The organism is Pseudomonas sp. OV546 (assembly GCF_900116845.1).
Lineage (GTDB): Bacteria > Pseudomonadota > Gammaproteobacteria > Pseudomonadales > Pseudomonadaceae > Aquipseudomonas > Aquipseudomonas petroselini.
Window position 1 is genome coordinate 220,477 of sequence record NZ_FPCE01000005.1, and the last position, 21,659, is coordinate 242,135.

Here is a 21,659-nt window from a genome sequence, read left to right on the forward strand (position 1 = left end):
ATGAAGTTCACCGACGTCTTTATTCGCCGGCCCGTGCTGGCCATGGTGGTCAGCCTGCTGATTGTGCTGCTGGGTTTCCAGGCTTACAGCAAGCTGCCGCTGCGCCAGTATCCAAGCATGGAGAACGCCCTGATCACGGTGACCACCGCCTACCCCGGTGCGAACGCCGAGACCATCCAGGGCTATATCACCCAACCCCTGCAACAAAGCCTGGCCAGCGCCGAAGGCATCGACTACATGACCTCGGTGAGTCGCCAGAACTTCTCGGTGATCTCGATCTACGCGCGCATCGGCGCCAACAGCGACCGGCTGTTTACCGAATTGCTGGCCAAGGCCAACGAGGTCAAGAACAAGCTGCCCCAGGATGCCGAGGACCCGGTGCTGAGCAAAGAAGCCGCCGACGCCTCGGCGCTGATGTACATCAGCTTCTCCAGCGGGCAACTGAGCAATCCGCAGATCACCGACTACCTGTCTCGGGTGATCCAGCCCAAGCTCGCCACCCTGCCCGGCATGGCCGAAGCGGAGATCCTCGGCAACCAGGTATTCGCCATGCGCATCTGGCTCGACCCGGTGAAACTCGCCGGTTTCGGCCTCAGCGCCAGCGACATCACCGACGCCGTGCGCCGCTACAACTTCCTGTCCGCCGCCGGCGAGGTGAAGGGCGAGTTCGTGGTCACCAGTATCAACGCCAACACCGACCTCAAGTCCGCCGACGCATTTGGCGCGATCACGGTGAAAACCGCCGGCGACAGCCGTGTGCTGCTGCGGGACGTGGCCCGGGTGGAAATGGGCGCGGAAAACTACAACGCCATCAGCTCATTTGGCGGCACGCCGTCGGTGTACATCGGTATCAAGGCCACGCCCAGCGCCAACCCATTGGATGTGATCAAGGAAGTGCGCAAGATCATGCCGGAGCTGGAATCCCAGCTGCCGCCCACCCTCAAGGCCGAAATTGCCTATGACGCCACGCTGTTTATCCAGGCGTCCATCAACGAAGTCGTCAAGACGCTGTTTGAAGCGGTACTGATCGTGATTGTGGTGGTGTTCCTGTTCCTCGGTGCCCTGCGGTCGGTGGTGATCCCGGTCATCACGATCCCGCTGTCGATGATCGGCGTGCTGTTTTTCATGCAGTTGATGGGCTATTCGATCAACCTGCTGACCCTGCTGGCGATGGTCCTGGCCATCGGCCTGGTGGTGGACGATGCCATCGTGGTGGTGGAAAACATCCACCGGCATATCGAAGACGGCAAGACGCCTCTGGATGCAGCGCTGGAAGGCGCACGGGAAATCGCGCTGCCGGTGGTGTCGATGACCGTCACCCTGGCGGCGGTGTATGCGCCGATTGGCTTTCTCGAAGGGCTCACGGGTGCGCTGTTCAAGGAATTCGCCCTCACCCTCGCCGGTGCAGTGATCATTTCCGGCATCGTCGCCCTGACGCTGTCGCCGATGATGTGCGCGCTGTTGTTGCGTCACGATGAAAACCCTTCGGGCCTGGCTCACCGCCTCGACCGGATCTTCGACAGCCTCAAGCGCCGCTACCAGAGCATGCTGCACGGCACCCTGAACACGCGGCCGGTGGTGATCGTGTTTGCGTTGATCGTGCTGTGCCTGATCCCGGTGTTCCTCAAGTTCACCCAGTCGCAACTGGCGCCTGACGAAGACCAAGGCATCATCTTCATGATGGCCAGCGCGCCGCAGCCGACTAACCTGGACTACCTCAACACCTACACAGACGAGTTCATCAAAATCTTCAAGGAGTTCCCGGAGTACTACTCGTCGTTCCAGATCAACGGCTTCAACGGTGTGCAATCGGGCATCGGCGGTTTTCTGCTCAAGCCGTGGAACGAGCGCGACCGCACCCAGATGCAAATCCTGCCCGAGGTACAAAAGCGCCTCGAGCAGATTCCCGGCCTGCAAGTGTTCGGCTTCAACCTGCCCTCTTTGCCGGGCACGGGCGAAGGCTTGCCGTTCGGCTTTGTGATCAACACGGCCAACGACTATGAGTCGTTGCTCGATGTGGCCAACCGAGTGAAAAAGCGCGCGATGGCGTCGGGCAAGTTTGCCTTTGTCGATATCGACCTGGCATTCGACAAACCCGAAGTGGTGGTGGATATCGACCGTGCCAAGGCGGCGCAGATGGGCGTGTCGATGCAGGACCTCGGCGGCACCCTGGCGACGTTGCTCGCGGAGGCGGAAATCAACCGGTTCACCCTGGATGGACGCAGCTACAAAGTGATTGCCCAGGTCGAGCGTGCCTACCGCGACAACCCCGACTGGCTGAACAACTACTACGTGAAAAACGCCCAGGGCGAGTTGTTGCCACTCTCGACCCTGATCACGGTGACGGACCGCGCCCGCCCCCGGCAGCTGAACCAGTTCCAGCAACTCAACTCGGCGCTGATTTCGGGGTTTCCCATCGTCAGCATGGGCGAGGCCATCGACACCGTGCGCCAGATCGCCCTTGAAGAAACCCCGCCCGGCTATGCGTTCGACTACAGCGGCGCGTCCCGGCAATTTATCCAGGAAGGCACGGCGCTGTGGGTCACCTTTGGCCTGGCCCTGGCGATTATCTTCCTGGTGCTGGCGGCGCAGTTCGAGAGTTTCCGTGACCCGTTGGTGATTCTGGTGACGGTACCGTTGTCGATCTGCGGGGCGCTGATTCCGCTGTTCCTGGGTTGGTCAAGCATGAACATCTACACCCAGGTCGGTTTGGTGACGCTGATCGGTTTGATCAGCAAGCACGGGATCCTGATCGTGGAGTTCGCCAACCAATTGCGCAAAGACAAGGGCCTGACGCCACGCCAGGCGGTGGAAGAAGCCGCAGCGATTCGCCTGCGACCGGTGTTGATGACCACCGCGGCGATGGTGTTCGGCATGGTGCCGCTGATTTTCGCCACGGGTGCGGGCGCGGTCAGCCGGTTTGATATCGGTATGGTGATTGCGACAGGGATGTCGATCGGCACGCTGTTTACATTGTTTGTGCTGCCTTGCGTGTATACCTTGCTGGCCAAACCGGATGAGGCCTGACCTGCAGGCAAAAAAAAGGGCCTCGCATCGCAAGGCCCTTTTTCGGGGGTTTGAATCGTTTCAACTCTGCGGCCTCATCCCTTGAGACATTCCAAACATGAACAGCAACAACTCATGATCAGGCTTGACCGCCACACTGGTCTTGGCGACGCGCGGCAACAGGCATTGCCCGCCACCCTGCGTCGCACTGAGCACCTGTGTGCGGGGCTGTTCCCACGCCGCCAGCGCCAAGGCTGCAACGCCCAGCGCCCCGACCAGGAACAAACCTCGTGCTATTTCTAGCTTCATCTGGTTAAACCCTTGATAGCGCTGCCAAACGCCGTCTCATAAAAATAGCTGAGTTTCTTCCAGTCGGTATCGTTCCACGACGAATGGCGGCGCAATTGCAGCATGTCATGGGAGGCCGCCCGATAAGCGGTCAAACGCTGGCGGCATTTCTCGAAATCCAGCAGCGCCACTTCCACGTTGGCCGAGTCACCTTCGCCCGTCACCCGCACGAAAATATGCTTGATGTACAGGCAGCCATGCTGCCAACGGCCCTTGTGCATACGCGCCAGGGTGCCGGCCAATTCCTTGAGCAGACGCTCGTGAACCAACTCGCCGTACTGTTCGCGGCCACCGGCGGCGTACCAGTTTTCGATTTCGTCGAAACCGTCGAGAGAGGCGGTGACCAACAACGCCTTCCATTGGTGCTCGGGGTCGCGGCGCGCCTCGCAAAACACCATCTCCGGCACTCGCACATCCAACAGGCGCAGGCCCTTGATGGCATCGCGCTCGCGCAACACCGTGGGGCGGCCGAACGGGTGCAACCAGCTGCGGTAGATATGCCCAGTCTGGCGTTTGCTGTAGAGCAAGCGTCCATTGGGGCCCATGACCCGTTGCACGCCACTTTCACCGCCACGCCGACGGTTAGGCTCCTCGACCCACTCGCCCTGCTGGCGCCAGAAATAATCGAATCGCTCTTCGGGAGCTACGTGACTGCCCGCTACGCACTCAACTGCCATCCTGTTACCTCTTGCGCAATACATAGACTCGCCACATGGCGTAGAGCGGTATGAAGTCCAGGGACTCCTGGACACGGAAACCCGCTTCCTCAAATTCTGCTTCAACAGTAGCAGCCGGTAACACAAACCGGTTTTGGTAACCTTCCTGCTCACCCTTGTTGCGACGTTTTACTTCGGCGCGCTTGCGTTTCCAGGCCTTGAAATTGCCATCCACCCACAGCGAAATGATGACGCTGTCGCGGGTAACACGCTGAAATTCCCGCAGTATCGCTAGCCTGTGCGCCGGATCACCAATATGGTGCATCAAGCGCATGCAGAAGATGCTGTCGACCGAGTTATCTGGCAAATCGATATCAAAGGCAGATGTCTGCAAGGGGCGTACCCGTTTCACCACGTCCGCCGGTTGGGCGATTGTGGCGACCTTCAACATCGACGCTGAATTGTCGGCACCGATAATCACACGGTTGGGCTTTTCAGCCAGCAACGGCCAGAACCGCCCGGCCCCGCATGGCAGGTCCAGCACCAGCCCAGGCTCACCGGCCATGGCCAGCGCACCGCGCGCTAATTGCTCGTCGCGTTTGTGGGACAGCCGGCGAGCCAGATTGTCCTGATGCTTGAGCAAATAATTCTGCGCGTGCTCGTCGTCGTACTTTTCGGAAAATTCGAGTTTGATCGGGGTAGACATCACTGATCTCCAGTTACTGATGCCTACAACCTTAAGCAGTGAACTGTGATCAACAGGTCAACCAGTTGTGAAAAACTTGTCCTGTCCAATCCCATACATTTCAAGACTTTACAGACACAAGCAATGGCATGGGGCCATCTTCGCCGAATAGCGGGTATCTCTGGCAGGATTGCGGCAGGGGGTAGAGTCAGGCGTTGACCTGACTCAATTGCACATGAAAGCGACAGCCGTTGGGCTCCATGGTGCTGAGGCTGACGCTCCAGCCCTGGTTTTCGCAGATCCGCTGGACCAGCGACAAGCCCAAGCCCAAGCCTTCACCGCGTTTCTCGTTGCCGCGCACGAAGGGCTCGAACATCGCTTCGCGCTTGTCTTCCGGAATGCCCACTCCGGAGTCTTCCACCACAAAACCGCTTGGCTCCAACGTGAGGCGGATAAAGCCGTGTTCGGTGTAGTGCAAGGCGTTGCGTAACAGGTTGCCCATTACCGCATGCAGGAAGGTGGTGTTGTAGCGCGTGTCCAGGGGGTTACCCGGCTGGTAGATCAGTTCCAGGCCTTTACGCTCGATTTGTTCACGCCAGATGCCGAGTAAGTCGTCGGCGACCTGCGGCAACGTCACCTGTGGCGACATCGACGCATTGTCGTGTTCGGCGCGGGCAAGCATCAGGAAGGTTTGCACCAGCTCACGCATCTCTTCACACGCCCGGGCGATACGCTGTACCTGGTTACGCCCACGCTGATCGATGGCCGGGTTTTCCAGCAACAGTTCGCAGGAGCTGGCCAATACCATCAACGGCGTGCGCAATTCGTGGCTTACATCGCTGGTAAACATCTGCTCGCGGGACAGCGCCTGACGCAGCCTTCCCAGCGTGGCATCAAAGGCCACGGCCAGCTCACCCACTTCATCCGCCGCGTAGTCCGGCGCCAGGGGCGGTGCCAGGCCCAGCAACTGGTCACGGTGACGTACCTGGCGGGCCAGACGCACGACCGGTGCCATCACTTTGCGCGCCAGCACCCAACCCAGGAACACCGCCAGGGCCAGGCTGAGGACGAAGCCCACCAGCACGACCGCAAACAGCACCCGCTCGCGTTCTTCGAAATCGCTTTGATCCTGCAGCAGCACGTAGCGCCTGCCGTCAATGACTTCGACCATGGCGTGGTACGACAGCGTCTCGCGGAATACTTCATGGAACCCGGGCTCAAGGTGCCGCAAATCCTTGGGCAACTCGAAGTCGCCAGGCCCACCGCTGAAGTAAAACAGTTGGTCCGGCTCGGGCCGGTGCCGCCAGTCCTCGACCGTGTCCATCAGCAGCAGACGCTGCAAGTCACCGCCCAGGCCCGCCGAGATCAACTTTTCTTCGACCAAGTGCACAGTCGCCACGATGCCCATGGCAAAGGCGCCCGCCACCAACGCACTCATCAAGGCAAAGGCGATGATGATCCGTTGGGAAAGGCTTTGCTTAAACTCCATCACGACCCTCGGCCAGGCGATAACCCACGCCGTGCACCGTTTGCAGCAACGGTTTGGCGAACGGCTTATCGATCACTTGGCGCAATTGATGAACGTGGCTGCGCAGGCTGTCGCTGTCTGGGCAGTCATCGCCCCACAGGGCTTCTTCGAGAATTTCGCGGCGCAGCACGTGCGGGCTTTTCTGCATCAGTACCGCCAGCAGTTTCAGGCCGACCGGGTTGAGCTTGAGCAGGCGCCCTTCGCGGGTGACTTCTAGGGTGTCGAGGTCGTAGCTCAGGTCACCCACCTGCAGGGCGCGGCGACCGCCGCCCTGGGCACGGCGCAGCACGGCTTCGATACGCGCGGCCAGTTCCGACAGGGCAAACGGCTTGAGCAGGTAGTCATCGGCACCGGACTTGAAGCCCTGCAGCCGGTCGTCGAGTTGGTCGCGGGCGGTGAGCATGATCACCGGCGTGTCACGACGGGCGTCTTCACGCAGGCGCTTGCACAGGGTGTAGCCGTCGATGCCGGGCAGCATGATGTCGAGCACGATCAGGTCGTAATGCTCGGTGGCGGCCAGGTGCAGGCCTGACAAACCGTCCTGCGCACAGTCCACGGTATAGCCCTTCAACCCCAGGTAATCCGCCAGGTTGGCGAGGATATCGCGGTTGTCTTCAACCAATAAGATTCGCATGGGCAGTGTCTCCGTACGCGGTAACGGCCGTGTTGGCTCGCGCAGCTTAAGGCCAAGTGGGGCTCAGGGATAGAGCTGAAAGGCCTGTCGATAAAGCTTTTCAACTGATTGTATTGTCGAACGAGTTTTTCACTATAGCTTCACAAACTGACTACAGTGTCAGGGCGAAGATCGCCTCCCATTGATATAAGGAACATAGACATGGGTTTGTTCAAAACAGCGCCAATGCGCTATTTGCTGTTGGTAACCGGTGCCTGGCTGGTTATTTTCTTGCTCACACGCAGCGTACTGCTCATCACTCACCTGGACGAGGTCGGAGGCAACTTACTGCCGGTGTTTGGTGTGGGTGTGCTCTACGACTTGGGTTTTCTAGCCTACGCGGCCCTGCCACTGGGGCTGTACCTGCTGCTATGCCCCCCCGCCCTGTGGCGCCGCCGTGGGCACCGTTGGTTCCTGCAGGCAGTGCTGACTGTCAGCCTGTTCGCCATGTTGTTTACCTCGGTTGCCGAATGGTTGTTCTGGGATGAATTCGGCGTGCGCTTCAACTTTATCGCCGTCGATTACCTGGTGTATTCCGATGAGGTGTTGAACAACCTGTTGGAGTCCTACCCGATCGGCAAACTGCTCAGCCTGCTGGCGATGCTGGCCATGGTGCTGAGCCTGGCCCTGCGCAAGCCATTCAACGCAGCGATGAGTGCCCCGCTGCCGGCGATGCGTGGTCGTCTGCTGAACGCCCTGGCCCTGCTGGTCGTCACCGGCCTGAGCCTGCAACTGATCAGCCAGGACAGTCCGCGCACGCAGGGCGGCAATGCCTACAAGAACGAGTTGGCGAGCAATGGCCCGTATCAGTTCTTTGCCGCCTTCCGTAATAACGAGCTGGATTACCCGCAGTTCTACAAAACCCTGCCGACGGACATCGTGGCACGACAACTGCGCGCTGAACTCAGCGAACCCAACGCGCGCTTCATCGGCCAGGACCCGCTGGATATCCGCCGCGCCATCACCAACCCAGGCACGCTACGTAAACCCAACATCGTGCTGGTGACCATCGAAAGCTTCAGCGCCAAGTACCTGGGCAGTAATGGCGATGGCCGCAACCTTACGCCTAACCTGGATGCGCTGCGCAAACAGAGCCTGTATTTCAATAACTTCTACGCCACCGGCACCCGCACCGATCGCGGTCTGGAGGCGATCACCCTGGCAATTCCACCCACGCCTGGGCGCTCGATCGTCAAGCGCATCGGCCGGGAAAGCGGCTTCGCCAGCCTCGGCCAACACCTCAGCGCCATTGGCTATGACAGTGTGTTCGTCTACGGCGGGCGTGGTTACTTCGACAATATGAACGCGTTCTTCAGCGGCAACGGTTATCGGGTCGTCGATCAGAGCAGCGTGCCTGAATCGGAGATTTCGTTTAAAAACGCCTGGGGCATGGCCGACGAGGATCTGTATAAACAGACCCTCAAGCTGGCCGATGCCGACTACGCCAAACAGCAGCCGTTTTTGTTGCAACTGATGACCACGTCCAACCATCGCCCGTACACCTACCCGGACGGGCGCATCGATATCAAATCCGGCAACGGCCGTGATGGCGCGGTGAAATACACCGACCATGCCATCGGCGAGTTCCTGGAGGCAGCGCGCCAGAAGCCGTGGTTCGATAACACGATTTTCGTGTTCGTCGCCGACCACACGGCCGGCAGCGCGGGCAAGGAAGACTTGCCTATCACCAACTACCAGATTCCACTGTTCATCTATGCGCCCAAGCTGATCGATGCTCGGGAAACCGCGCAACTGGCCAGCCAGATCGACCTGGCGCCAACCTTGCTGGGCCTGATCAACCTGAGCTACGAATCAGCCTTCTTCGGCCGCAACCTGTTGCAGGACAACCCGCTGCCACCGCGCGTAGTGGTCGGTAACTACCAACACCTGGGTTTGTTTGACGGCACTGACCTGGCGATCCTGAGCCCACGCCTGGGTCTGCGTCGCCACGATCAAGCCTTGGGCGAGAGCCAGGAGCTGCGGGTCGGCAGCGATGACGCGTTGATCCAACGGGCGATCACCTACTACCAAGCCGCCAGTTACGGGTTCAAGCAGCAATTACTTGGATGGCGAGCCCCCAAGGACGAGGCTCCGGTACTTAGCACGCGTTAACGAACACGTCCCGTGCCGTTCGGTACGGGATTCTTCAAGCAGGGTTCGTCATGCAGTCCACACTCGCGGCGCCGGCTTCCAAGCCGCTCAATCTTTGGCTGTGCCTGGGCATACCCGCCGGTGCCGCGCTCCTGATGCTGTTGCTGGAGCTGACATCGCTGGACATGGACCTCGCCAAGCGTTTCTACAATGCGGCGGATGGCGGCTTCATCGGGCGTTACAGTTTCTTCCTTGAAGACATCCTGCATGACCGTGCCAAGCAATTGGTCATCCTGTTTTCGGTTCTGGCGATTCTAGGGCTCGTCGGCACCTTCATCCTGCAACGGCTCAAGCCTTATCGCCGCGAACTGGTCTGCCTGGTCCTGTCCCTCGGCCTGGCGACGGCCTTCGTCTCGCCGTTGAAAACCATCACCGCCGTGCAGTGCCCCTGGAGCCTCAAGGAATTCGGCGGCCAGGAAACCTACAGCGAACTGCTGAGCCCGCGCCCGCCCACGGATAAACCTGGGCGCTGCTGGCCCGGCGGTCATGCGGCAACCGGGTTTGCCTTGTTTGCCTGGTTCTTTGCGCTACGCGATCGCCGGCCACGCCTGGCGCGCAAGGCGTTCATCTTTGCCATCGGCTTGGGCAGCGCTTTTTCAGTGAGCCGCATGCTGCAAGGCGCCCACTTCTTCTCCCACAATGTATGGACGGCGATTTTCTGTTGGCTGATCTGCCTGGGCCTGTACTGCCTGTTGCTCTACCGGCCCTCGAGGGTTGAGGTGCCGCAGGTGCGGGAACTCCACACGTAGACGGGCAACCTGTTCAGCCACTGCCGATGCCCACACAGGCACAAAAAAGCCCCGCCTGCATCACTGCAGGCGGGGCTTATTCAGAGCGGGGTTAAGGCTGGCTTACATCATGCCGCCCATGCCACCCATGCCGCCCATGTCTGGCATACCGCCACCGCCAGCGCCTTCAGCCTTAGGCTTGTCAGCGATTGCAGCTTCGGTGGTCAGGATCAGGCCACCGATGGAGGCTGCAGCTTGCAGCGCGGAACGAGTCACCTTGGTAGGGTCCAGGATGCCCATTTCGATCATGTCGCCGTAGACGCCAGTCGCAGCGTTGTAACCGTAGTTACCTTTGCCGTTCTTGACTTCGTTGACCACAACGCTTGGCTCGTCGCCGGAGTTGGCAGCGATCTGGCGCAGCGGCGCTTCAACAGCACGACGCAGTACAGCGATACCGACGTTCTGGTCAGCGTTGTCGCCGGTCAGGTTGGTCAGGGCTTCCAGAGCACGGATCAGCGCAACGCCACCGCCAGGTACCACGCCTTCTTCAACGGCTGCGCGGGTTGCGTGCAGGGCGTCTTCAACGCGGGCTTTCTTCTCTTTCATTTCAACTTCGGAACCGGCGCCAACCTTGATCACTGCAACGCCGCCGGACAGCTTGGCCAGACGCTCTTGCAGTTTTTCACGGTCGTAGTCGGACGAAGTTTCGGCAACCTGGGCACGGATCTGGGTGATGCGAGCCTGGATGTCCTGCTCTACGCCAGCACCGTCAACGATGATGGTGTTTTCTTTGGAGATGGTCACGCGCTTGGCGCTGCCCAGGTTTTCCAGGGTGGCGCTTTCCAGGCTCAGACCGATCTCTTCGGAGATAACGGTACCGCCGGTCAGAACGGCGATGTCCTGCAGCATGGCCTTGCGACGGTCGCCGAAGCCTGGAGCCTTGACGGCTGCGACTTTAACGATGCCACGCATGTTGTTCACAACCAGCGTCGCCAGGGCTTCGCCTTCAACGTCTTCGGAAACGATCAGCAGTGGGCGGCCGGCTTTGGCAACGGCTTCCAGCACTGGCAGCATTTCGCGGATGTTGGAGATTTTCTTGTCGACCAGCAGGATCAGCGGGCTGTCCAGCTCGGCAACCATGGTTTCCGGCTTGTTGACGAAGTACGGGGACAGGTAGCCACGGTCGAACTGCATGCCTTCTACAACCGACAGTTCGTTTTCCAGGCCAGTGCCTTCTTCAACGGTGATCACGCCTTCTTTACCGACTTTTTCCATGGCTTCGGCAATGATGTCGCCGATGGAGCTGTCGGAGTTGGCGGAGATGGTGCCTACCTGAGCGATAGCCTTGGTGTCAGCGCATGGCTTGGACAGGTTTTTCAGCTCAGCAACGATGGCGATGGTCGCCTTGTCGATGCCGCGCTTGAGGTCCATCGGGTTCATGCCGGCAGCGACGGCTTTGTAGCCTTCGTTGACGATCGCCTGGGCCAGGACGGTAGCAGTGGTGGTGCCGTCGCCTGCGTCATCGTTGGCACGGGAGGCAACGTCTTTGACCAGCTGCGCGCCCATGTTTTCGAAACGGTCTTCCAGTTCGATTTCTTTGGCGACGGAAACGCCGTCCTTGGTGATGGTCGGAGCGCCGAAGCTCTTCTCGATGATCACGTTACGGCCTTTCGGGCCCAGGGTCGCTTTTACTGCGTCAGCCAGGACATTGACACCGGTGAGCATTTTCTTGCGGGCGGAATCGCCGAATTTAACTTCTTTAGCAGCCATGATCGATATTCCTTAAATACTTTGTAGTAACGGGAAAATGAGCGGGGAAATCAGTCTTCCAGAACGGCGAGAATCTCGTTCTCAGCCATAACCAGCAGGTCTTCGCCGTCGACTTTCACAGTGTTGCTGCCGGAGTAAGGGCCGAATACAACCTTGTCACCGACTTTAACGGCCAGCGCACGTACATCACCGTTTTCCAGGGTCTTGCCTGGGCCAGCAGCGACGATCACACCGTGGTTGGCTTTTTCAGCAGCCGAACCTGGCAGAACGATCCCGCCGGCGGTTTTCTTTTCTTCTTCGCTGCGACGGATTACGACGCGGTCGTGCAGAGGACGAAGCTTGCTCATTGTCGATCTCTCCTAATTGTGTTTTTCATCGGCCGGTGTGTGTACCGGCGGGTTGTCTTCCGGCTGTGCCGGTCGCGCCTCGCCAAGCAAGACGCGGAAGTCTGTCTGGTGTCGCCACCAGAAACCTTGCGGTGACCGTTACATAAGGGCGCATAAGCTTATTACAAGGGGCCGCGGCGGAAATTTTTTACCTGTGCCGACGGCTGAAAGCAACACGGCACCCGAAGGTGCCGTGCCAATGAAGCGGTTATTTGCTGTCGCGGTGTTCGAACTCACCTTCGATCACATCGCCTTCACGCCCCAGGGGCTGGCGCGGAGCCGGGCCACCACGGGGTTGCAGGTCTTCGGCGAAGGCACGCTGGCGAATCGCAGCCTCTTCAGCCCGCTGGCGCATCTTGCCGGCCAGCAGCTTACGGGTGACTGGCAGCAACATCACCAGGCCCACCACATCGCTGATAAAGCCTGGCAGGATCAACAGGCCACCCGCCAGGGCCATCATCAGGCCTTCAAGCATGGTCTGCGCGGGCAATTCGCCACGGTTGAGGCTTTCACGGGCACGTAGCGCCGTGGCCAGGCCGGCGACGCGCAGCACCAGGACGCCGAGCATCGAGCCGAGAATGATCAGCAACAGGGCCGGGAAAAACCCGATCGCACTGCTGACTTGAACGAATACGAACAGCTCCAACACCGGGAACAGCAGAAAGAGCAATAAAAAAGGGCGCATCAAATGGTTCCTCAACGCAAGAATGCCTTGCCAGTCCACCTTAGATGACGTCGCCATTTCGTGAATTCAAGCGTCAGCGGCCTCTTTTTTCGGCCAGACCTCGGCGTGAGCCAATGAAACCAGCGCTTCGCGGACTTGTGTCGGCGTGTTGCAAGGCGTTGCAAAAGGCAACCAATGCAACGACTGGCCAATACGCAAATGCATGCCTTCGCTGTCGATGCCCGCCAACTGCGCAGGTTCGGTGGCAGGCAGGCCTGCCAGTTCAACGTAGTGGGCAATGGCCTTGGTGTGATCGCTATTCATGTGTTCGATCATGCTGCGCTCAGCCTGGCCGGCGAACGGGTTGGCGAGGGTCAGTTGGTCAACCCAGTGAATCGCGCCAAAGCCGCCGATGTAGCGGTGGCGCACCGGCTTGAGTACCCAGAAGTCGAAGTCGTGGGCCTTGTGGTAGTTGGCCGAATCGGGGAAGTACCGATAGTAGCGTTCGGCCGCCGCTTCAATCGCGGCGCCCTCTTCCAGTTTTTCGGCTTCGGCCAGGTAGGTCAGGCGCCCGACCGCCTGCACGTCATCCGCCTCACGTTCACCCACCAGCAATGAGCACTTGGGGTCTTTTTGCAGGTTATGGGTGTGCTGGGCAATCCGGCTGATCAGGATCAGCGGGCGGCCCTGCTCGTCCAGGCAATACGGCACGACCGACCCGAAAGGGAAACCGGGCATGGCCTTGGACAATGTGGAGAGGGCCCCACGGTATTCCTTGAGCAACAGCTCTCGGGCGTTCTTGGCAACCTGTGCGCTCAACGTTTGACTCCTCGGGTATTCCGCCGCCCATGGCATATGGGAATGGATCTCAACACAAGGTAATCAATCTACGCACCAGTTGCCAGAGGCTCTCCTGCCGGGATGTGTCGAAGGCTGTTACCAGGCCACACCGAAGCCTGCGGTGTAACGGGTCTTGCTCAGGCTGCTTTCCGAGTCGCCACTGATGACATCGCGTTCAGCCTTGAGGTTGAGCGAGGCCCATTCGGTGACTTTGTAGCGCAGGCCCATTTCCGCATCCAGGGAATACTCCGCCGGACCACCGATGGGTTTGCCGAGTTCGCCGCTGGTGAAGAACTCAACGGTCTTGCCTACCAGATAGCGGTTGTAGTTCCACTTCATGGCCAGGGAATAGAAGTTGTCCTTGCCGCCGTCGGAATATTCGTAATCGGTGCGGTTAACCAGCGAGCCCAGGGAGAATGCCCCCAGCTCATCATCCCAGAACTGGTAGCCCGGGCCGGTACCGACCGTACGCTGGCGGGCGAGGTCTTCAACCTTGTCACGCTTGTAGGTCAAGCGACCTTGCCAGAACCAATGTTCGGTCAGGAAGCGGTCGAGGTCGTATTCCAACGCCCAGTTGTCGGTGGTGGTCACGTCGTCCTGGAATTCGCGGTTGTACTCGCCCTGCCCGGTATGGCGCCATTGGCCATGCCGCGCGGTGGTCTTGAAGTCGACGTCGTAGTCGTTGGTGTCCTTCTCGGCGCGCTTGTAGTCCAGCGCCATGTCGACATTGCCCTTCCACACCAAGTCTTCGATCACCGGCTTGGGCTTGATGATCTGCTGGATACTGGCCAGGTCGACGGTCTTGGGCGCCTCGCCATTGGCCAGCACCACTTTGCCATCATCCGCCGCTTGCAATGATTTGGCCTTCTCGCCCGTGTAGGCATCCTGCTTGACCAGTAACTCCTGGTCGCTTTGCAGGGTCTTGACCTGCTTCCAGTCCACCGGGATGGCGCCCGCGTAGTCGGTCTGGATCAGCAACTTACCGCCGTCGAAGACCTTGATCTTGCCGGTCAGGCGGTCACCGTTCTTTAACCACACGGTATCTGCGAGCAAGGGCGTTGAGGCGCTGACAACAGCGAGGCACAGCAGGGTTCTGGACAACATAAGCGGATTCGAGGCTCGGGCTTGGCGAAAAGAGGGCATTATCGTGTTAGATAACGTCTTAGCAAGGACTGACTCAAGGATCGGGGTTGAGTTCAATGCTCATCGCCATGTTTACAGACGTTTCTTACACAAATGACGACGATTTCAACGGATAGACTCACAGTGAATAAATCTGCCGAGCCCCCGCAAAGCCCCGCCGAGATGCGCCGCACCGCGCTGTACCTGACCCTGGCGCAAGTGCCTGAAGGTTGCGTGGTCAGTTACGGCGAGCTGGCACGCCTGGCCGGGCTCGGACGCGCGGCGCGCTGGGTGGGCCGCACCTTGAGCCAGCTTCCCGAAGACACCAAGCTGCCTTGGCACCGTGTATTGGGTGCCGGTGGTCGGATAAGTCTGCCGGCGGGCAGTGCGTCAGGTGACGAACAGCGCGCGCGTTTACGCGATGAAGGTGTCACTGTCCGCAACAATCGCGTGGATATTCAGCGCCATGGCTGGCGCCCAGTAGAGCACAGCGGTTAGAGTGCGCGCTTTGTTTCCGCAAACCTGAGGCAGACTCCAGCCCATGCCCCGTAAAACCTGGCGCGCCGCGCTCGCCGCCTATGCCAGCCCCTCGACGTTAGTCCTGTTGTTGCTCGGCTTTGCCGCCGGCTTGCCTTACATGTTGGTGTTCTCGACGCTTTCAGTGTGGTTGCGTGAGGCCGGTGTGGCCCGCGAGACCATCGGTTACGCGAGCCTGATCGGTCTGGCGTATGCCTTTAAATGGGTCTGGTCGCCGCTGCTCGACCAATGGCGCCTGCCGTTGCTCGGCAAACTCGGACGCCGCCGCTCCTGGCTGGTGTTGGCCCAATCGCTGGTGATCCTCGGATTGATCGGCATGGGCTTTTGCGACCCGCAGAAACACTTGTCCTGGCTGATCGCTATCGCCGTCGTCGTGGCCTTCGCGTCGGCGACCCAGGACATCGCCGTCGACGCCTACCGCCTGGAAATCGCCGACGACAGCCGCCAGGCTGCCCTGGCCGCCAGCTACATGTCCGGTTATCGCATCGCCGCGCTGCTGGCCACGGCGGGTGCACTGTTCTTTGCCGAAGGCTTCGGTTCCACCGGCTTCAACTATAAACACTCGGCCTGGACCGGCACCTATGTGCTGTTCGGCGTGTTGATGATTCCTGCGCTGCTGACCACCCTGTTCATGCGCGAACCCAATGTGCCACTGCGCACCCAGTTGCAGGCCGGGCGCTACAGCTTCGTGCATCAATTGGTCTCGGTGTTTGTGCTGATCGTGTTGCTGGTGTCGGTGCCGGCGATGTTCACCCAACTGTTCAACACGGATTTCGCAAGCGTGCTGTTCCACGGCATGAGCCTGTGGGACTTGCTGATGGAAGACCGTGCCTTCCTGCGCGCCATCCTCTATATCACCCTGACCGCCCTGTGCCTCTCGGCCATGGGTCGACGCGGCCTGGCCCCTGTGCTGACGCCGGTCAATGACTTCATCCTGCGCTACCGCTGGCAAGCATTACTGCTGCTGGGGCTGATCGCCACCTATCGCATGTCCGACACGGTGATGGGCGTAATGGCCAACGTGTTCTACATCGACCAGGGCTTCACCAAGGACCAGATCGCCGGGGTCAGCAAGATCTTCGGCCTGATCATGACCTTGGTGGGTGCCGGCATGGGCGGCCTGCTGATCGTGCGCTTCGGCATCCTGCCGATCCTGTTTATCGGCGGTATCGCGTCGGCCGGTACCAACCTGCTGTTCGTGATGCTGGCGGACATGGGCCCGGACCTGCAGATGCTGATCTTCACCATCTCGCTGGACAACTTCAGCTCGGGGCTGGCGACCTCGGCGTTCGTCGCCTACCTTTCAAGCCTGACCAACCTGAAGTTCTCCGCCACCCAATACGCCCTGCTCAGCTCGATCATGCTGTTGCTGCCGCGCCTGATCGGTGGGTATTCGGGGGTGATGGTCGAAAAGTTCGGGTATCACAATTTCTTCCTGATCACCTGCATGTTGGGTGTGCCGACGTTGTTGCTGATTGCGCTGCATTGGTATCAGGAGAATCGGCGGATTCGGTTGAATCCACCGGTAGACGACTGACACACATGCTTTTGTAGTGAGGGAGCTTGCTCCCGCTGGGGTGCGAAGCGCCCCTATAAAAGCCGGCTCCAGCTGCGCTGTCGAACGGGAGCAAGCGCCCTCACTACAAACAGCCCTGTATTCTGATGCCTGTACGGCGGCAGCTTGCGCCCGTACAATCCCAAGTCATTTCAAGTCCAAGCAACCGACAACGGCCTACCATGCGTACCAGTCAATATTTGCTCGCCACACAGAAAGAAACGCCTTCCGACGCGGTCGTGATCAGCCATCAGCTGATGCTGCGCGCCGGCATGATCCGCAAACTGGCCTCCGGCCTGTACACCTGGCTGCCCATGGGCTTGAAGGTGATGCGCAAGGTCGAAGCCATCGTGCGTGAAGAGATGAACGCCGCCGGCTCTCTGGAAGTGTTGATGCCGAGCACCCAACCGGCTGAGCTGTGGCAGGAATCCGGGCGCTGGGAAGAGTACGGCCCTGAACTGCTTCGCTTCAAGGACCGTCATGGCCGCGACTTCTGCGCCGGCCCGACCCACGAAGAAGTGATCACCGACCTGATGCGCAACGAGCTGAGCAGCTACAAGCAGCTGCCGCTGAACCTGTATCAGATCCAGACCAAATTCCGTGACGAAATCCGCCCACGCTTCGGTTTGATGCGCGGCCGCGAATTCATCATGAAGGACGCCTATTCGTTCCACGCTGACCAGGCGTCCCTGCAGGTCACCTACGACCGCATGCACCAGGCCTACTGCAACGTGTTTACGCGCCTGGGCCTGAAATTCCGCCCGGTTGAAGCGGACAACGGCTCCATCGGCGGTGCCGGCTCCCACGAATTCCACGTGCTGGCCGAGTCCGGCGAAGACGATATCGTATTCAGCAACGGTTCCGACTACGCCGCGAACATCGAGAAAGCCGAAGCCGTGCCACGGGAAACTTCCCGTCCAGCGCCGGCTGAAGAGCTGCGCCTGGTGGATACGCCAGAGACCAAGACCATCGCGGCCCTGGTGGAGAAATTCAATCTGCCGATTGAAAAGACCATCAAGACCCTGATCGTGCGCGCCGAAGAAGAAGGCAAGCTGATCGCCCTGGTGATCCGTGGCGACCACGAGCTCAACGAAATCAAGGCCGCCCAGCAACCTGGCGTGGCCAGCCCGCTGGTCATGGCCTCCGACGCCGAACTGCGCGACGCCATTGGCGCCGGTGCCGGCTCCCTCGGCCCGTTGAACCTGCCGCTGCCGATCATCATCGACCGCTCGGTCGAGCTGATGAGCGACTTCGGGATCGGCGCCAACATCGACGACAAGCACTACTTCGGCGTGAACTGGGAACGTGACCTGCCGGTGCCAACCGTGGCCGACCTGCGTAACGTGGTGGCCGGCGACCCAAGCCCGGATGGCAAGGGCACCCTGGAAATCAAGCGCGGCATCGAAGTCGGGCACATCTTCCAGCTGGGCAACAAGTACAGCAAGGCGATGAAGTGCGAAGTGCTGGGCGAGAACGGCAAGCCGATCACCCTGGAAATGGGTTGCTACGGCATTGGCGTATCGCGCGTGGTGGCCGCTGCCATCGAGCAGAACAACGACGAGAAAGGCATCATCTGGAGTGACGCCCTGGCGCCGTTCCAGGTTGCCCTGGTACCGCTGCGTTATGAAACCGAGCAAGTGCGCGAAGCCACCGACAAACTGTATGCCGAACTGACGGCCGCCGGTTTTGAAGTGTTGCTGGATGACCGGGACAAGAAAACCAGCCCGGGCATCAAGTTCGCCGACATGGAACTGATTGGCATCCCGCACCGGATCGTGGTCAGTGACCGCGGCCTGGCCGATGGCAATCTGGAATACAAGAGCCGGACCGAAGCCGAAGCCCAACCGTTGCCGGTGGCTGACGTGCTGTCTTTCCTTCAGGCGCGTATTCGTCGCTGAAAACCAGATCAAGAGAAGTCATGTTCAAGCGAAACACCAGAGCCCTGGGGGGCGCCGCCTTGTGCGGCGCCCTGCTGGTCAGCGGCTGCGCCAACCAGATGTCGCAACGCAGTGAGCACGAGGAGCGGGTCGAGCGTAAGTTGCTCGACCACAGCTTGCAGATCGATGTAGGCGAACCCAAAGTGCTGGAGCTGCCGCAACGCCGGGTACGCATTCACGAGCAAAAGACCTTCGAGGTCACTGAGTTCGAAGTCACCCGCCGCTACGATCGCTACACCCCTTACCAACCCTGGCGCAAACTCTATGAGATGCCCTTGGGCGCGGTCGCTTTGGTGGCGGGCGCGGGCGCCAACGTGGTGAACATCTTCGCCCTCGGCAACCTGCCGACCAGCATGACCCACGACTGGCTGACCTACGGTGTGGACGGTCTCAACCCGTTCATGAACGTGCAATCCCACGGCCGTGCGCAACAGAACCTGGCGGGCATCGATGAAGTCCAGCGCGACAAGCGTGTGGAGTATTCGAGCCTGCCCTGGAGCGAACGCCCGGTGCAGGTCACTGCCGGCAAGCAAGTGCATGAGCTGACCACCGACCGCAACGGCGTGCTGCGCCTGAACCTGTTGGACAGCCCGTTTGCCGAGCAGGACTTGAACCGCGTCACGACCTTGAAGATCAGCGTGGAAGATGGCCAGGACGATGTGCATTCGGACTCGACCCTGGCGATCAGCAACACCCTGCGCGGCAAGTTGCTGGAAGCCCATGGCCTGATCTACGACGACCTGGAAGACGACGAAGTCAGCCAGTGGGTGCACCGCGTCAAGCGCCTGTCGGAGCTGGGCCTGGAAGAGGAAGCCAGCGAGCTGGAACAAAGCCTGATCGAACTGACACGCAATGATCCCGAGTTGCAGCAGGAATTCCTGCAGGCACTGACCAAGGATGCGGGGCGGCTAGTCGCAGACCCTGGAGCACGCTGAGACGCTCGAAGTGTTGCAGAACAAATGTGGGAGGGGGCGCGCCCCCTTCCACATTTTGGTTCCGGGTTCCTACCAGGAGAACTCGAGCTGTTCGTTGCCGTTGCTCAGGTCCAGCAACCGCACACCAATCCCCAACAACCGCACCGGCTTCCCGCCACGATTGAACGCCTGGGTCAGCAGTTGCTGATAACTCTCCAGGTCCCGCCCGGCCCCCGCCTGTTCCAGCGTCGTCTGGGTAAAGTCATGAAACTTCACCTTAACGAACGGCTTGCCCGCACGGTAACTGCTGTCGATGCGCGCCATGCGTCCGGCCAGGGTTTCCATCAATTCGGGGAGTTTGGCCAGGCAGCTTGAGAGGTCCGGCAGGTCCACGTCGTAGGTATTTTCTACACTGATCGACTGCCGGCGACTGTCGTTCTGCACCACACGATCATCGATCCCACGGGCCAGGCTCCACAGCCGCTCGCCAAAACTGCCGAATTCGCGCACCAGCGCCAGCTTGTTCCATTCACGCAACTGCAAGCAGTCTTCTATGCCCAGGCGCGCAAGCTTGTCGGCGGTGACCTTGCCCACACCGTGCAACTTGCTCACTCGCAACTGCGAGACAAAGTCTTCGACCTGGTCCGGGGTGATCACGAACAACCCGTTGGGTTTCTTCCAGTCACTGGCGATCTTGGCCAGGAACTTGTTCGGCGCCACGCCTGCGGACACGGTGATATGCAATTGGTTGGAGACGCGGCGGCGAATGTCCTGGGCGATACGCGTGGCGCTGCCGCCAAAATGCGGGCTGTCGGACACGTCCAGGTAGGCTTCATCCAGCGACAGCGGTTCGATCAGGTCGGTGTAATCGCGAAAGATCGTCTGGATTTCCTTCGACGCTTCCTTATAGGCATCCATGCGCGGCTTGACGATGGTCAGGTCCGGACACAGCTTCAAGGCATGGCGTGACGACATCGCTGAGCGCACCCCGTAGGCGCGTGCCTCGTAGTTGCAGGTAGCGATCACCCCGCGCCGGTCCGCCGAGCCGCCCACCGCCAACGGCTTTTGCGCCAGGCTCGGGTCATCGCGCATCTCGATGGCGGCGTAGAAGCAATCACAGTCGACGTGGATGATTTTGCGCTGCGTCATATAAACGGGGTGTGAACCTACGGGGCGCCAGTATCGCATTCACACCTGTATATAGCACCAGTAGTTTGAATCTTCCGCTTGAGCGGTAGGAAAATTCCAAGATGAATTTATTTTCTCAATCGAATTTCGCATCCCAATAGAGCTGAAACCCTCGGCCCGACTGGCCCAGAGCCTCATCCGGCGTTAGCTTGGAGAGCTAACCACTTGAACCACAAGCGCTTTTCTTCAATTCACAGGTTGACACACACGCGTTCCTCTGTAGAATGCCGACACACAGACGCGGGATGGAGCAGTCTGGTAGCTCGTCGGGCTCATAACCCGAAGGTCGTCGGTTCAAATCCGGCTCCCGCAACCAAACATCAAAAAAGGCTACTCGAAAGAGTGGCCTTTTTTGTGCGTGCTTTTTTTGTATCTGCTTTTTTGTAGTGAGCGGGTTTGCCCCGCGCTGGGGGGCGAAGCCGCCCCAAACCAGGCGACTTGGTTTATCAGGCGCTCGGCGGTGTCTTTGTTGGGGCGGCTTCGCCACCCAGCGCGGGGCAAACCCGCTCACTACAAAAGCGTTTTCTATCGCGTACTTAGGGTGACTGGCAGGTCAAATTACACTTATTTGACCCATCGGCCCATTAACGGTTGACACCTCGCCGCTGGGCTGTAGAATGCCGCCCACAGACGCGGGATGGAGCAGTCTGGTAGCTCGTCGGGCTCATAACCCGAAGGTCGTCGGTTCAAATCCGGCTCCCGCAACCAAACATCAAAAAAGGCTACTCGAAAGAGTGGCCTTTTTTGTATCCGGTAAAAAAGTTCTTCTGAAACAATGGCATGGCATCTTTCATGAAACCCCACACGGGTTGTAGAGTCCATGTCATTGCAAGCTATGCTGAATGCTCAAGCACTACCCTCTACGACCAATGGCCGCTGTCGCCGACCCCGGTGATACGCGTTAATATTTGTAATTATTTTGTCCATAGGGATTGGTAACTTGGCTGGATACCTCCATCCTGTCGCGCACA

The 21,659-nt window shown here is 59.7% G+C and carries 18 protein-coding genes and 2 tRNA genes; 9 read left to right on the forward strand and 11 right to left on the reverse strand.

Going from position 1 to position 21,659, the window contains the following annotated elements; genetic code table 11:
* Positions 1 to 3,027: a multidrug efflux RND transporter permease subunit gene (locus BM403_RS13715; protein WP_093543238.1), complete on the forward strand. Its 3,027-nt coding sequence runs from the start codon at positions 1 to 3 to the stop codon at positions 3,025 to 3,027.
* A 60-nt stretch (positions 3,028 to 3,087) separates the two neighbouring features.
* On the opposite strand, the gene BM403_RS13720 is transcribed toward BM403_RS13715, so the two are convergent.
* The 5 genes from BM403_RS13720 to colR form a co-directional block, all read right to left on the reverse strand.
* The gene (locus tag BM403_RS13720; protein WP_015885673.1) at positions 3,088 to 3,315 is read right to left on the reverse strand and encodes a hypothetical protein; all 228 of its coding nucleotides are present in this window, start codon (positions 3,313 to 3,315) and stop codon (positions 3,088 to 3,090) included.
* Positions 3,312 to 4,031 carry a lipopolysaccharide kinase InaA family protein gene (locus tag BM403_RS13725; RefSeq protein ID WP_015885674.1) on the reverse strand — a complete coding sequence of 240 codons (720 nt, stop codon included), beginning with the start codon at positions 4,029 to 4,031 and terminating at the stop codon, positions 3,312 to 3,314. Before BM403_RS13725 ends, BM403_RS13720 begins: the two co-directional genes overlap by 4 nt.
* 4 nt (positions 4,032 to 4,035) lie before the next feature.
* Positions 4,036 to 4,716 carry a class I SAM-dependent methyltransferase gene (locus tag BM403_RS13730; RefSeq protein WP_043205833.1) on the reverse strand — a complete coding sequence of 227 codons (681 nt, stop codon included), beginning with the start codon at positions 4,714 to 4,716 and terminating at the stop codon, positions 4,036 to 4,038.
* Positions 4,717 to 4,903: 187 nt separating this feature from the next.
* Positions 4,904 to 6,184: a sensor histidine kinase gene (locus tag BM403_RS13735; protein WP_015885676.1), complete on the reverse strand. Its 1,281-nt coding sequence runs from the start codon at positions 6,182 to 6,184 to the stop codon at positions 4,904 to 4,906.
* Positions 6,174 to 6,857 carry a two-component system response regulator ColR gene (colR, locus tag BM403_RS13740; protein WP_003175870.1) on the reverse strand — a complete coding sequence of 228 codons (684 nt, stop codon included), beginning with the start codon at positions 6,855 to 6,857 and terminating at the stop codon, positions 6,174 to 6,176. Before colR ends, BM403_RS13735 begins: the two co-directional genes overlap by 11 nt.
* Before the next feature lie 201 nt (positions 6,858 to 7,058).
* Between colR and BM403_RS13745 the strand changes: the two genes are divergently transcribed.
* Entirely contained in the window at positions 7,059 to 9,008 is a 1,950-nt protein-coding gene (locus BM403_RS13745; RefSeq protein WP_093543240.1) for an LTA synthase family protein, read from the forward strand.
* A gap of 50 nt (positions 9,009 to 9,058) precedes the next feature.
* Positions 9,059 to 9,796: a phosphatase PAP2 family protein gene (locus tag BM403_RS13750; RefSeq protein ID WP_046035260.1), complete on the forward strand. Its 738-nt coding sequence runs from the start codon at positions 9,059 to 9,061 to the stop codon at positions 9,794 to 9,796.
* A gap of 102 nt (positions 9,797 to 9,898) precedes the next feature.
* On the opposite strand, the gene groL is transcribed toward BM403_RS13750, so the two are convergent.
* From groL to BM403_RS13775, 5 genes are all read right to left on the reverse strand, one after another.
* Positions 9,899 to 11,545: a chaperonin GroEL gene (groL, locus tag BM403_RS13755; protein ID WP_015885679.1), complete on the reverse strand. Its 1,647-nt coding sequence runs from the start codon at positions 11,543 to 11,545 to the stop codon at positions 9,899 to 9,901.
* A gap of 50 nt (positions 11,546 to 11,595) precedes the next feature.
* The gene (groES, locus tag BM403_RS13760) at positions 11,596 to 11,892 is read right to left on the reverse strand and encodes a co-chaperone GroES (RefSeq protein ID WP_003175874.1); all 297 of its coding nucleotides are present in this window, start codon (positions 11,890 to 11,892) and stop codon (positions 11,596 to 11,598) included.
* Between the two features lie 247 nt (positions 11,893 to 12,139).
* Positions 12,140 to 12,616 (reverse strand): FxsA family protein, encoded by a 477-nt coding sequence (locus BM403_RS13765; RefSeq protein WP_015885680.1) that lies wholly within the window; start codon positions 12,614 to 12,616, stop codon positions 12,140 to 12,142.
* Between the two features lie 66 nt (positions 12,617 to 12,682).
* Positions 12,683 to 13,414 carry a HugZ family pyridoxamine 5'-phosphate oxidase gene (locus BM403_RS13770; protein ID WP_093543242.1) on the reverse strand — a complete coding sequence of 244 codons (732 nt, stop codon included), beginning with the start codon at positions 13,412 to 13,414 and terminating at the stop codon, positions 12,683 to 12,685.
* 117 nt (positions 13,415 to 13,531) lie between these two features.
* Positions 13,532 to 14,539 carry a DUF481 domain-containing protein gene (locus BM403_RS13775; RefSeq protein ID WP_046035257.1) on the reverse strand — a complete coding sequence of 336 codons (1,008 nt, stop codon included), beginning with the start codon at positions 14,537 to 14,539 and terminating at the stop codon, positions 13,532 to 13,534.
* Between the two features lie 201 nt (positions 14,540 to 14,740).
* Here BM403_RS13775 and BM403_RS13780 point away from each other — a divergent pair, with 201 nt between their 5' ends.
* The 4 genes from BM403_RS13780 to BM403_RS13795 all read left to right on the forward strand — a co-directional run bounded on the left by BM403_RS13780 (position 14,741) and on the right by BM403_RS13795 (position 19,521).
* Positions 14,741 to 15,055, forward strand: a complete 315-nt coding sequence (locus tag BM403_RS13780; protein ID WP_256577167.1) for an MGMT family protein — start codon at positions 14,741 to 14,743, stop codon at positions 15,053 to 15,055.
* A gap of 43 nt (positions 15,056 to 15,098) precedes the next feature.
* Complete coding sequence (locus BM403_RS13785; RefSeq protein ID WP_015885684.1) at positions 15,099 to 16,631, forward strand: AmpG family muropeptide MFS transporter; 1,533 nt, start codon at positions 15,099 to 15,101, stop codon at positions 16,629 to 16,631.
* 200 nt (positions 16,632 to 16,831) lie between these two features.
* On the forward strand, positions 16,832 to 18,547 hold the full coding sequence (locus BM403_RS13790) for a proline--tRNA ligase (protein ID WP_043205836.1): 1,716 nt from the start codon (positions 16,832 to 16,834) through the stop codon (positions 18,545 to 18,547).
* A 20-nt stretch (positions 18,548 to 18,567) separates the two neighbouring features.
* Positions 18,568 to 19,521 carry a hypothetical protein gene (locus tag BM403_RS13795; protein WP_015885686.1) on the forward strand — a complete coding sequence of 318 codons (954 nt, stop codon included), beginning with the start codon at positions 18,568 to 18,570 and terminating at the stop codon, positions 19,519 to 19,521.
* A 69-nt stretch (positions 19,522 to 19,590) separates the two neighbouring features.
* On the opposite strand, the gene dinB is transcribed toward BM403_RS13795, so the two are convergent.
* The gene (dinB, locus tag BM403_RS13800) at positions 19,591 to 20,649 is read right to left on the reverse strand and encodes a DNA polymerase IV (protein WP_064054577.1); all 1,059 of its coding nucleotides are present in this window, start codon (positions 20,647 to 20,649) and stop codon (positions 19,591 to 19,593) included.
* A 278-nt stretch (positions 20,650 to 20,927) separates the two neighbouring features.
* On the opposite strand from dinB, the gene BM403_RS13805 reads away from it, so the two are divergent.
* Both BM403_RS13805 and BM403_RS13810 read left to right on the forward strand, forming a co-directional pair.
* Positions 20,928 to 21,004, forward strand: a tRNA-Met gene (locus tag BM403_RS13805).
* 315 nt (positions 21,005 to 21,319) lie between these two features.
* Positions 21,320 to 21,396 (forward strand) — tRNA-Met (locus BM403_RS13810).
* Positions 21,397 to 21,659: the final 263 nt, after the last annotated feature.